This window comes from Clostridium ihumii AP5 (assembly GCF_000612845.1).
Taxonomy (GTDB): domain Bacteria; phylum Bacillota; class Clostridia; order Clostridiales; family Clostridiaceae; genus Clostridium_J; species Clostridium_J ihumii.
In genome coordinates this window covers 40,245-54,038 of record NZ_CCAT010000087.1, presented here as the reverse complement: position 1 = coordinate 54,038, position 13,794 = coordinate 40,245, and the positions used below count along the sequence as shown (strand labels likewise).

Annotated in this window: 4 protein-coding genes; all 4 read right to left on the bottom strand. The window is 28.8% G+C overall.

Annotated features, from left to right (window positions below; translation table 11 throughout):
• Positions 1–662: 662 nt before the first annotated feature.
• Positions 663–4,472, bottom strand: a complete 3,810-nt coding sequence (locus BN346_RS22290) for a S8 family serine peptidase (protein WP_051540541.1) — start codon at positions 4,470–4,472, stop codon at positions 663–665.
• A gap of 223 nt (positions 4,473–4,695) precedes the next feature.
• Positions 4,696–8,487 carry a S8 family serine peptidase gene (locus tag BN346_RS19545; RefSeq protein ID WP_051540540.1) on the bottom strand — a complete coding sequence of 1,264 codons (3,792 nt, stop codon included), beginning with the start codon at positions 8,485–8,487 and terminating at the stop codon, positions 4,696–4,698.
• Between the two features lie 495 nt (positions 8,488–8,982).
• Positions 8,983–9,516: a hypothetical protein gene (locus BN346_RS19540; RefSeq protein ID WP_040330788.1), complete on the bottom strand. Its 534-nt coding sequence runs from the start codon at positions 9,514–9,516 to the stop codon at positions 8,983–8,985.
• A 616-nt stretch (positions 9,517–10,132) separates the two neighbouring features.
• Entirely contained in the window at positions 10,133–13,372 is a 3,240-nt protein-coding gene (locus tag BN346_RS22285; protein ID WP_051540539.1) for a S8 family serine peptidase, read from the bottom strand.
• Positions 13,373–13,794: the final 422 nt, after the last annotated feature.

The window sequence follows — 13,794 nt, the reverse complement described above, 5'->3', positions numbered from 1 at the left end:
ACTTTACCAATTGACAGTTAACAATGGACATTTGACAATTATTGATGATATTATTCATAATACCTTTATTGGCACATTTAAATAGGTAGAATGAATTCCACACCCTACAAAAATTTTAATAAATATGTGGCACATCAATCTCTTTCCCCTTTGTAGCTGAGACTTTAGTCTTGGCGGTCTTCAATATAGCTACAATACTTAAAATACCACCGTGTAACAGCAAGGTTGAAACCTCGCCTACAGAGGTTAGGACAAGTTCTCTCTTACACCTTCGTAGCTGAGGTTTTAACCTTGGTGATCTTTGATTTGAATATAAATACTTAAAAACAATATATCCTAATAACGTTTGGCAAGAATAAATTCTCACCTACAAATTTAGTAATTACATTTAAAAACAGCAATACTTAGAAATTCAATTTTAATATTAACTTTAAGATTTCTCATTTGATATTTGAACAATTTCATTTTTCAGTTTGAAACCCTATATTAACTCCTAAAAAATATAATTTCAAGAATTTTCTTTTATTTTATACTAATTATATAATTTTTACCTAATATATGTAAGGTGTTTTAACTTTTAAATTTATTTATCTAAAAACATTCAAACTATTAATCATATAAAACATATAAAAAAAGGCACTAAAATGTGCCTTTTTCATTTCTTATTTACATACTTCTAAATTTATTACTGTAGAATTTTCCATAGCATCTACAGCTTTTACTTCTATAACATCTCCAACATTTACATCTGTAAGTTCTATTTCAAAGTCATATTTATTTTTCTCTGGTTTTGTAATAGTATTATATTCCTCTTTATGATATGCTTTTCCATTTACATAAAATGTATATCCAAAACCTAAATCTGCTACATTTCCTTTTAAATTTATCTTTCCATTATTTAATTTGATTTTTCCATCCTTAATATTTGTCTCTTCTAAATTTATAATTGGAGCTGAACTATCACATCTGATTTTTATTCCATGATCATATATAACTTTATTATCATAATCTACAGCTTTAAATCTCATGTTATAATAACCAGTTTCTAATTCTAATTTAGTAGCAAATGAAACATTTCCCTTTTCATCTATATTTAAATTTATTTTTTTCCCATCTAATGTCATCTCTTTTATTGGTCTATTAATAGTTCCACTTACTGTGTACTCATTAGCATTTAACTCAACCAATCCTTTTTTATCAAGTTTAGGGTCATCAAAAGTTATTCCTGCTGGTTCTACATGTCCAAGTAGAATTGTTGATTGTGTACCACCTAAGTTTCTAGCGTTATCAAACAAACCTACTTCAATTAAATTCACTTTATTATCCTCTAGACCTTTAACAGTCTTATAATATAATCCAGAATTTTTATCATATTGTACTGGTGCTTTTGTTGATTCTTCATCAACCTTTCCATTTACCATAATTGTAACTGTATTCATCATATTTACACCTGAATAATCATCATTTGCTGTAAAGTAAACTATAGCTTCATCTTTACCTGTTTGTTTAATATTAGTTATTTCTGCTGTTGGTGCTACTGTATCAATTTTAACTGGCATATCAATAACTTGTTCCTTAGCAGTTTCATAGTCAACTTTCAATTTAACTCTATATGTGTATTCTCCATCATTAACCTTTTCATAATTACCTTTTTCTTTATTATAAACCATTCCATCCCATGCAAGAGAAGTTACACCTTCAGGTACATATTGATTCTTACCTAATAATCTTTTTCTAACACTACCGCCATTACCTAAATCTCTAATAACTTTTCCATCCTTATCTATAACTTCTGCGGATGTTTGTTTTGAGTTTCTTAATGAATACAAACCTGGATAAATACTATCGTTTAATTTATCATTATTTGGACTTATTGCTATTGCATTTTTATCAACGATTATAGAACCATCTTTATTTGTACCAGTTAAGCCCAAAATTTCATCTTTGTTATTGATTCCTGTAAGTGCTAAATTTTCAATTAATACACCTGGATACATTCCTTTTTCTTTCAATATATCTATAAATACATGTTTATTACTATCCCAAGCATTGTTAGTAGTGATACTCTCCTTACCCCAATCTCCATAAAAGCCCATGTATGGAATAGATAAAGAAGGTGCATTACTATCTTTTGACTCTAATTTAATAAAGCCTTCAATAAACTGTTCAGTATCAAAATCTCCTATATTTAGTGTTACATCAAATTTAGCCTCTCCCTTAGCTGGAACTTTCACAGTGTCAGAGCTAAATTGCAATTTAGCTTCTTTATCAGTTAATTCTCTATCATGAATCATAACTCCAACATCCTTAGCTTGAGTCATGATTCCACCTATTGTTCCAAGAGTATATACTGCATCTTTATCTCCATGATTTTTTAAATCTATTGTAAATGTAACTTTTTTATCTTTTATTTCTCTAAGTGCAACAGATGACTCACCCTTATGTGTTGCTGTTACTCTGTTTCTAACTGCATTTTCTGTTTGAATAATTCCAGCTCCTTGTCTTCTTGGAGAATATGGCATATTATCTTTCTTATCTATTTTCACCTCAGCAGTATTCATTGCCAGTTCCTTTGCATATTCAGAAAGTTCCCTACCTTTCATTTCTGGTGCATATTCTTTTATTGATTGAGCTATAAGTGTCATGGCACCAGCAACATGTGGTGTTGCCATTGATGTTCCCCCAATAGTTCCATGATGTCCTTTATTAAATGTAGAGAATATATTTCCACCTGGTGCTGAAATTTGAGGTTTAAATTCTAGACTTGGTGATGGACCCCATGCTGAAAAATCAGACATCTCTCCACCAATTTCACTTGGAAGAAGTTCATTCATAGTCATTTGTCCATTAAATATCACTTTTCCATTATGCTTAAGTATCTCTTTACCACTTTTATTTGATATTGATACTACTGGAATTTTTACTGGTGAACCTTCCGTTGTTATTCCTTGAACTCCACCTTCTCCATCTTTGTTATATATAATTACACCAATAGCACCTTTAGCTTGTGCATTTGTTGCTTTTTCTCCAAATGTCAATCCACCTCTTTTAATTAATGCAATTTTTCCTTTCACATTATTCAAGTCTTTTGGATTTCCTAAACCGCCATCTACTATTTCATAATTTTTATTGTATATATTTTGTATTTTATAATTTACACATGCAGCATCCCCATTGTCTTTAAAGCTTATAGGAAGTATAACATTACCCTTATCATCTTTAACTTCAAATTGATTTTGAACATAACCATCATTTTCAACACTTGCAACCATAAATGCATCTCTTGGAAGTCCTGGATCACCTGATGTTGATTGGTCATTTAAAGTTCCTATATTATATGGATTAGTTGAAGAAGATTCATTACCTGCTGACTTAGCTACTATAACTCCTGCATCTGTTGCTCTTTTTATAGCATCTTGAACTGGATCTAAGTCATTTCTAAATCCATTTGGAGAACCTAAACTCATATTTATAACATCCGCATTTAATGCAACTGAGTCTTCTATTGCAGCTAATATATCATCATCATATGCTCCACCAGCAGGTCCATTTGAAAATACTTTCATTAAAAGTATTTGTGCTTCTGGTGCAACACCTTGTACTGCTTTATTTTCATCTACTAATTTTTCATCACCATTAGCTCCAACAATACCTGAAACGTGAGAACCATGGGGTTGAACTGGATCATCTAAATCCCTAACTTCACCATTTTTATCTACATAATTATATGCAAATGGTACTTTTTCTGTAAAATATGTTTTTACATTAGTGTCTATATTTAAAGCTCCACTACCCTTAATTGATTCTATATCACTTTCTTTCAATTTTAATCTACTAGAATCTTTAGGATTTCTTAAATCTTCATGACTTGGATCTATACCACTATCAATTACAGCAACAACCATACCTTCGCCTTTTAAGCTATACTTAGACCAAGTTTCATATACCTTTGTCATTTTTTTAGCAGATTTCATATCTAAATCATATTTTGTTGCTTCTATAACATTTTTAACACCATCAATAGCTTCAATTTCCTTTATATCTTTTCTCTTGGCTTCTATACTAAATCCATTAAACATATTAGTATAACTATGTCTTAAAGATATACCTTGAATATTTTCAACTGCTGCTCTAATAGGAGCTTGATTAGCTTCAACAATTGCAGATTCTTTTGCACTTACCTTATTGCCTTTTCCAACTAAATCTTGAGCTGCTAATCCGTCTACTTGAACTATCAATCTTATAACTTCTTCCTGATTTTCTTTTTCTTCTTTATTTAATAATTCATTGGGCTTAAATCCTTCTTGAAAATTTTTCAAAATCTTTTCTTTGCTTTCTACTGATAATGGCATATTCAAAAGTTTATTTGTCTCCTCTGCCATAGCTATATTAGGCACTGACCCTACTGCAACTGAGGTTAATAATGCTAAACTCATAAGCTTTGCAAATCTTTTTTTTAGATTATTTTCCAAATTAATGCCCCCCTTTTTTATAAAAAACTAAAATTAATTTTTAGATTTTAAGTTTTAATTCATATATAATTAAATATTTTGCACAACGCAAAACCTTAATCAATATTATACATTAATGTATAATTATGTAAATCCATTTTAGAATTTTATTACAGTTTATTAATGATTTATATATATTGTTTACAAATATAAAAGGAGGTTTCCACCTCCTTTATATTTATTTTTATTCTACTATTTGAATTTTTAATAATTCTGTATTTCCCATTCCATCAACAGCCTTAAGTTCTATAAACTCCCCAGCTTTTACATCATTAAAATCTAATGAAAAATTAAATTTATTCTTTTCCGGTCCTACAGGTGTTGAGAAATCCATATTTTTATATAGCTCTCCATTCACATAGAATTTATATCCCCATAAGTTATCAGATACATTTCCTTTTAGTGTAAGTTTGCTACCATCCATTTTAACTGTACCATCAACTAATTCTGGTTCAACTACATTTATAACAGGTTTTTCACTGTCACAATAAATTTTATATCCATGATTAATTAATACTTTGTTATCATAATCAACTGCTTTTACATTAACTATTGTTATTCCTTGTTTCAAGTTTAATTCCTTAGAGAATTTAACTACTCCATCTTCTCCAACAACTAGTGGAATTCTTTCATCATTTATTACTAATTCTTTAATAGGCCTATTCATAGTACCACTTACAACATATTTATCTTCATTTATTTCTATTTGTCCAGCCTCAAATGTTTTATCATCGAATTTTATAGCTACAGGTTCAATTTTTCCTACTGGCACCACTACTTGAGTTCCACCTAAGTTTTTAGCATAGTCAAATGCACCTATTTCTATTTGATTTAATTTATCATTAAGCAGTCCTTTTACAGTTTTATAATATGTGCCAGTTTTTTCATCATATGAAGCTTTTTGTTTTGTTGCTTCTTCATTTAATTTTCCATTTAAGAATATTGGGAAATTAGCATTTGAATTAACACCTGCAAAATCATCTGTTACTGTAAAATAAACTTTAACTGTATCATTAGCTACAGTTTCAAATTTGTTAACTTCAACATTTGGACCAACTGTATCTACTTTTACTGGCATATCTACAACTTGCTCTTTTGCATCATTGTAGTCTATTTTCATTTTAACTCTATAAGTGTAATTTCCATCTTTAACATTTTCAAAATTACCTTTTTCTTTATTAAATACTGTTCCATCCCATGCAAGTTCTGATATTGAATCTGGAATTTTGTTTGCATCTGAACTACTTATTATTTTCTTTTTGTGTTCAGTTACATTACCTATATTTCTAATAGTTTTACCATTTTCATCAAGAATTTCTGCTGATATTTTTTTAGCATTTCTCATTAAATATAATCCAGGGAAAACATCATCGTTTGCTTTATCTCCATTTGGACTTATTGCTATTTTTCCGCCCTCATATTTATTGCTACCATCTTCATTTTTACCAGTAACACCTAATATATCTTCTTGATTTTCAACATGAGTTAATGCTAGGTTTTCTACTAATACATCTTTATACTGTCCTATTTCTTTTAATACTTCAACTAAAACATGTTTATTATCATCCCATGCATTATTAGTTGTCATATTTTCTTTTGACCAATCTCCGTAGAATCCCATATATGGAACTGTTAATGAAGGTATTTTGCTATCACTTGAAGTAAGTTTAATATATCCTTCTAGATATTGTTCCTTTTCTAGTTTGCTTCCAACATTTAGTGTTACATCTACTTTAGTTTCACCTTTTGCTGGAACTGTGATTTTATCTGTACTAAATGTTAAATTAGCTTCATCACTACTTAATTCCTTATCATGAATCATTGTTCCATTAACTTTATCTTGAGTTAGTACTCCACCAAGACCTGCTATTTCGTACTTAGCTTCTTCATTTCCATGATTTTTAATATTTAAAGTAAATGTAGCTTTATCGCCTTTTATTTCCTTAAGTTCAACAGCCGCTTGACCATTATTAGTTACTGTAACTTTATTTCTCACTGCATCTTCTACTTGAGTAAGTCCTGCTCCTTGTCTTCTTGGTGAGAATGGTATATTATTATTCTTCTTATCTATTTCAACTTTAGCTGTATTCATTATTATTTGTTTTGCATAATCTATTTTTTCTCTACCTGAAAGTTCTGGGGCATACTCTTTTATTCCTTGTAATAAAAGTGTCATAACTCCAGATGTATGAGGCGCTGACATAGATGTTCCACTCATAACTCCGTGACTACCAGCATTTAAAGTTGAATAAATTTGTCCACCTGGAGCTGCTATTTGTGGCTTAAATTCAAGACTTGGTGATGGACCCCAAGATGTAAAGTCAGAGTAATCTCCTGAGTGCACATTTTCACTTAAAGCATTTTTAACTTCACCATTAAACAACACTTTATTTTGTGATTTTAATATTTTGGCACCTGTAGAATTACCTACAAACAATGCTGGTATTTTTATATTTGGATCTTGTGCCATACTTATTAAAGTTTCATCACCATCATTGTTATAGATAATAACTCCAATTGCACCCTTAGCTTGAGCATTTAATATTTTATCTATAAATGATAATCCACCTCTTTTAATAAGTGCTACTTTACCCTTTACATTGCCTAATTCTTCTGGTTTTCCAATTCCACCATTCACTATTTCATAATTTTTATTATATATACTTTTGTAATCTACTTGATGTTCTGCAAAAACGCCTTCTGAAGCAAGTGTACCCTTTGCATCTTTAAATGACATTTTTTGATTAGCTACATGTGTATTTTCATAACTTGCAACCATTAAAGCATCTTTAGATGTTGCTGGATTACCTACTGTAATTTGATCATTTAATTCACCTATTCCATATGGATCTGTTGAATTTGATTCATTACCTGCTGAAACTACAACCATAACTCCAGCATCTGTTGCTCTTGTTATTGCTTCTTGCACTGGATCTACATCATTTCTAAATCCAGCTGGTGAACCTAAACTCATATTTATAACATCAGCACCTAATGCAACCGCATCATCTATTGCCGCTAATTCATCATCACTATAACAATATTTTCCTAATGGTCCATTAGAGAACACCTTCATTGCTAATAATTGTGTTTGTGGTGCTACACCTTTTATTGCATCATTATTTTCTAGTAATTTTTCATCACCATCAGCTCCAACAATACCTGCTACGTGAGCTCCATGAGGTGCTTTTGAATCTCTTAAATCTACTATTTCATTATTATTATCTGCGTAATTATATCCAAATGGAATTTTTTCTGTAAAATATGTGTCTGCATCTTTATTTGCTTTTAAAACACCACTGTCTTTTATAGTTTTTATATTATTTTCATTTAACTTTAATTTACTAGTATCCTTTGGATTTGCAAAATCTTTATGTTTATAATCTATTCCTGTGTCTACTATTGCAACTACCATACCTTCGCCTTTTAAGCTATGATTTTTCCAAACATCTTCTACTTGAGTAAGTTTTTTGGCTTTATTCATATCCTCAGTGTATTTGCTAGCTTGTCTAACACTTTTTACACCATCTATTGCTTTTATATTTTCTATATCCTTTATCTTTGCATCTACACTAAAGCCATTAAAAACATTTGTATAACTATGTCTTACAGATATACCTTCAAGACTTTCAACTGCTGCTCTAATAGGTGCTTGATCTGTTTCTACCATACTAGCTTCTTTGCCAGTTGCTCTTTTACCTTTTCCCACCAAATCCTGTGCAGTTTTACCTTCACACTCAACAATTAATCTTACGGAATCTTCTTGATTCTCCTTATTTTTTATAATTTGATTTTCAGGTAAATTTTCCTTAAAGTTTTTAAGTATTTTTTCCTTACTCTCAGCTGTTAATGGCATATTTAAAAGTTTGCTTGTCTCTTCTGCCTTTGCCATACTTGGAAATGATCCAACAGTAACTGATGTTAAAAGTGCTAATGACATAATTTTAGCAAATTTTTTCTTTAAACTATTATTCATATAACATATCCCCCTATTTTGTTGAAATATTCAGTTTTATTGCATGCTTTTTTATTTTATCAAACTTGTAGTACATGATTTCAATCTCAAAGTTAAAGTAATATCTTTATTGAATCAAAATTCAAAAGTTATAATTTATTTCTATTTATATATTTAAAATTAATTAAGAATTAACAATGGTGGTGAATATCACCGGGGATTGAAATCCCCGCTACAATGTTTTATTTGCACTTCAGATAAAACTAATATAATATTTATCCATAAAACGTTCATCTTGGAGAATAAATTCCCCATCATAATATTCTTACTAACCATAGTTTTGATAGTATATATAACTATTACTTTGTATATCTTATAAAACTTAGTTTTTATGAACTTCTATTTTTAGATATTAAGAACAAGGTGAGTAATATTTACCATCACTTTTCATTTTTCACTCTTACTTCTTACTTTGGAATACTATCTTTACTTACAAGTTCGTATTTAACTCAATTTTTATTTGTATTCAACAACATTACTTTCTACATATTCAAATAGTATGTCACCCTCCATAACAGGTTGCACTGGACTATTTGTTACTACAATTTTTGCCCCAAAATTATCTCCAACTTTCCACATTTTTACATACTTATCTGTACTTTTTTCAGTAAATTTCTTTTGATTAGAAACATCATAATCTACAACTGTTATTTCTTCTTTGTCATAAGTTATTTTTTTTAATGATGTAACTATTTTTTTATTCTCATTTTTCTCATATTCTATAATAAAAACTTCATCTTCTTTATGATTTTCAACATTTTTTATAAAATCATCTATTAAACTCATATTTATTACTTCTTCATTGTATCCTTCTTTTACTTTTACTAAATAATTCTTAGATGCCACATTTTTCAACTCATATTCTTCCTGTTCTACTGTCCTTGGATTATTAGTAAAAGAACTTTTACCATAATAAATACCACCTATTAGTAACAGCACTATAACTCCTCCTGTTATCCAAATTAAGATTTTTTTCTTATTTTGTTCCAATGTAATTCCCCCTAAATAACAAAATGCTTATATTTTTAAGTTGTTTATAAATAAATTATTAAATAATTTATTTAATTCGCATTTACTCAATTATTTTAAGTAAAAATTTTCTTAACTAATTTATCATCATATTATATATTGTATTTATATTTTTAATTTCTATATTAAATAGATTTAAAGGCAATTATATCTAAATATTGTATTTAATTACTATATATATTTAATATATTACTCTACTTTTTTTATATACTAAATATATAAACTTTAAATTTCCTTTAATAATTCTTTAATATTAAATATCATTGTTTACAATTTTCATAAGTATATATTTTATTGCTAATTTAATTTACACTTATAAATAATGTAAATTCATCATTACTTCCTTTACATTTTCAACTAACAAATATAAAAAAATCCCCATATACCAGTAACTAAATGCTAGTAACTAAGCCTTTTAATACAATTTTAATGTAAATTGTCTTTTAAAACCTAATTCTACAAATTACTACATATGGGGATTTTACTATTTATTTAAGTTTAGTTTTTTCTATTAATATTATTCTAATATTATTCACATTTTCTTTTTTTTGTTCATTGATTTATAGTAATATTCACTCTATTTTACATTAATCTTCATTGTAGTTCCGCCTAAATTATTTGCATAATCAAATCCACCAATTATTATTTCATTTTCCTTGTCTTTATCCAAGCCTGTTAGAACTTTGCTATACAAGCCTGTTTTTTCATCGTAATTTGTTTCTGATTCTGTATCTTTCATGTTTAATTGACCATTTATCATAATTGGGAATTTTGCATCTTCTCGTATTCCAGACTCATCATCGCCAGCTTTAAAGTATACTTTAACATTACCATCATCTAACTTTTCACATTTTTCAAAACTAAACCATGGTGATGAAGTATCTACCTTTACTGGTATATCTACTATTTGTTCCTTAGCATCTTCAAAGTCAATTTTCATCTTTAATCTATAAGTGTATTGTCCATTTGGTGCAGTTGTATATCTTCCTGTTGAACTCTTAAATATTTTTCCATCCCATGCTAGATCCTTCATAGGTGTTGGTATCTTTCCTTGTTCTATAGCTATCATATTTTTTCTAAAATCTTTTGCTGAACCAACACTTCTTACAACTGTTCCCTTTGAGTCTAATACTTCTGCTGTTATAGTTTTAGCATTTCTCATTAAATATATAGCTGGGAAAATTATATCATTTACTCTGTCTCCATTTGGACTTATAGATATTTTACTACCATTATAGATATTAGTTTTATCAGGATTTTGACCTGTAACACCTAGTATATTTAGAGATTCTTTACCTAATCTTCTAGTTGTACTTAATGCTAAATTTTCAACTAAAACTTTAGGATATTCACCTGAATTCTTAACTGCTTCTACAAATGGATGTTTACTCTCATCCCATGCATTATTAGTCATCATACTTTCATTATCCCATTCTCCATAAAAACCTATATATGGCATTGTTAAAGAAGGATTATTGTTCTTTTTAGAATTTAATTTTATAAATCCTTCTAAATATCTATCTTTTGATACATTATCTCCTACATTTAAAGTTACTTCTATAGTCTTTTCTTGTTTTGCTGGAACTTTTATACTATTCTTATCAAATGATATACTAGCATCATCCTTAGAAAGTGATATATCTTTTATCATTTTTCCATGTTCATTACTTATATCTTGTGTTAAAACACCACCTATACTCTCTAATTCATATTCAACTTCTTCATCGCCATAATTATGAATATTTAGAGTAAATTTCTTTTCTTTTCCATCTATCTCTTTAAGTTCTGCACCAGCTTTTCCGTTGCTAGTTACTATAACTTTATTTCTAACTGCATCCTCTAATTGTACAAGTCCTGCACCTTGTCTTCTTGGTGAATATGGTATATTTGTATTTTTATCTATCTTTATAGCTGAAGTATTCATCATTATATTTTTTGCATACTCTATAAGTTCTCTTCCTTGCAATTCTGGTGCATATCCTTTAATAGCTTGAATTAATAGTGCCATTGATCCAGAAACGTGAGGAGCTGACATAGATGTTCCACTCATAACTCCATGCTGACCTTGATTTAATGTTGAGTATATTTGTCCACCAGGGGCAGCTACTTGTGGTTTAAATTCTAAGCTTGGTGATGGTCCCCAAGATGTAAACTCTGAATATTGTGAACTACTTGGATTTTCACTACTACCTAATTTTGTTTCTCCATTAAAGTATATTGGATTAGATTTTAAATAATTTAAAACTTTAGTACCTACTGAATTTGATACAAATATGGCTGGTATTTTTATACTATCATCAGTTGCCATATTTATAAGTGTTTCATCATTATCTCCATTATAAATTATTACTCCAATAGCACCTTTTGATTGAGCATTCTTTATTTTATCAGTAAAACCTATTTCTCCTCTTTTTATAAGAGCTACTTTTCCTCTTACATTTTCTAATTCCTCTGTTTTTCCTAGTCCACCATCTGCTATTTCCTTATCTTTATTATATATACCTTCAATATCTACTTGATGCTCTTTAAATGCTCCTTCTACTATAACATTACCTGATTTATCTTTAAAATTTATAACCTTATCAATTATTGTACTATTTTCATAACTTGCTACCATAAGAGCATCTTTTGCTAATGCTGGATTGCTAGCTGTTATTTGATCATTTAAGGAACCTAATCCATATGGCTCTGTTGAATATCCACTATTTCCAGCTGAAACTACAACCATAACTCCTGCATTGGTAGCTCTTGTTATTGCATCTTCAACTGGATCTGAATCATTCCTAAATCCAGATGGTGCACCTAAACTCATATTTATAACATCAGCTCCTAATGCAACTGCATCATCAATAGCTGCTAGTTGATCATCTGCATAAGTATATTGTCCATTTTTGCCATTTGAAAATACTTTCATAGCAAGCAATTGAACATTTGGTGCAACTCCTTTTACAGCCTTATTATCTGATATTTTACTATCATCACCATTTGCACCAATGATTCCAGAAACATGCGCTCCATGAGGTGCTTTTGCATCTCTTGTATCAACTATGTCATTATTCTTATCTGCATAGTTATATCCAAAAGGTACTTTATCACTAAAGTAAGTTTGAGAATTTCTATCTGCCTTTAAAACACCAGACTTCTTAATTCCCTCTAACTTTTCTTTATTTAATTTTAATTTTGAAGCATCTTGTGGGATACTAAAGTCTTCATGTTTATAATCAATTCCTGTATCTACTACAGCTACAACCATGCCTTCACCCTTTAAGCTATATTTTTGCCATACATCTTCTATTTGAGTAAGCTTTTTAGCATTGTTTATATTTTCTATATATCTTTGAACTTCTGTAACTTTTTTTACACCTGGTATTTCTTCAATTTTTGAAATATCTTCCCTTTTAACTTCTGCACTAAAGCCGTTAAAAACATTTGTATAACTATGTCTTACTTCTACACCTTCAATATTACTTACTGCATCAACAATTGGTTTTTGTGCATCTTCTATGCTTATTTTTGCTTGTTCTGTAATAGTCTTACCATCCGTACTCATCTCTTGAGCAGATTTTCCTTCTACTTCTACAATTACTCTAATAACTTCTTCTTGATTAACTTTCTCTTCAAAAGTGTTATCTAATTTTGATAAATATGAACCATAATCATTTAGTATCTTTTCTTTTGCTTCAACTGTTAAAGGCATATTTAGAAGTTTATCTACTTCCTGTGCTTTTGCAACGTTAGGAACACCACCTAATGTTAATGATGCTATAAGTGTTAATGTCATAATTTTAGAAAAAGTCTTTCTTAAATTTTTTTTCATAAATAATCCCCCTTAAATATTAACTAGAGTTTAATGCAATATATATATTGCATTAGAAATTAAGTAATACTTTTCTGCATCATTTTTCTTTAATGTTTTTTTATTTTATAGTTATATAGAAGCAACAATTTTTTAGTTGAAGTATAAATTATAAATTTATTTTATAATATACATTTTTCTCACCCCTACACAAATGAAACAAATATTTTTATTTCTGTTACAATTTATTATACTTTTTAAATAACTATATTCAATGCTTTTTTCTTGCAATTATTAGATATTTTACAAATAAAAGTAATAACATTTCTTAATTGAATATTTGTCAATTTTTTTTAAGAAATATAGATATATTAAATTGAATTTAATATTTGTTCTATTTTCTTAAATTTTTAAGATGTTTTTTTAGTAATACAATAATTTCA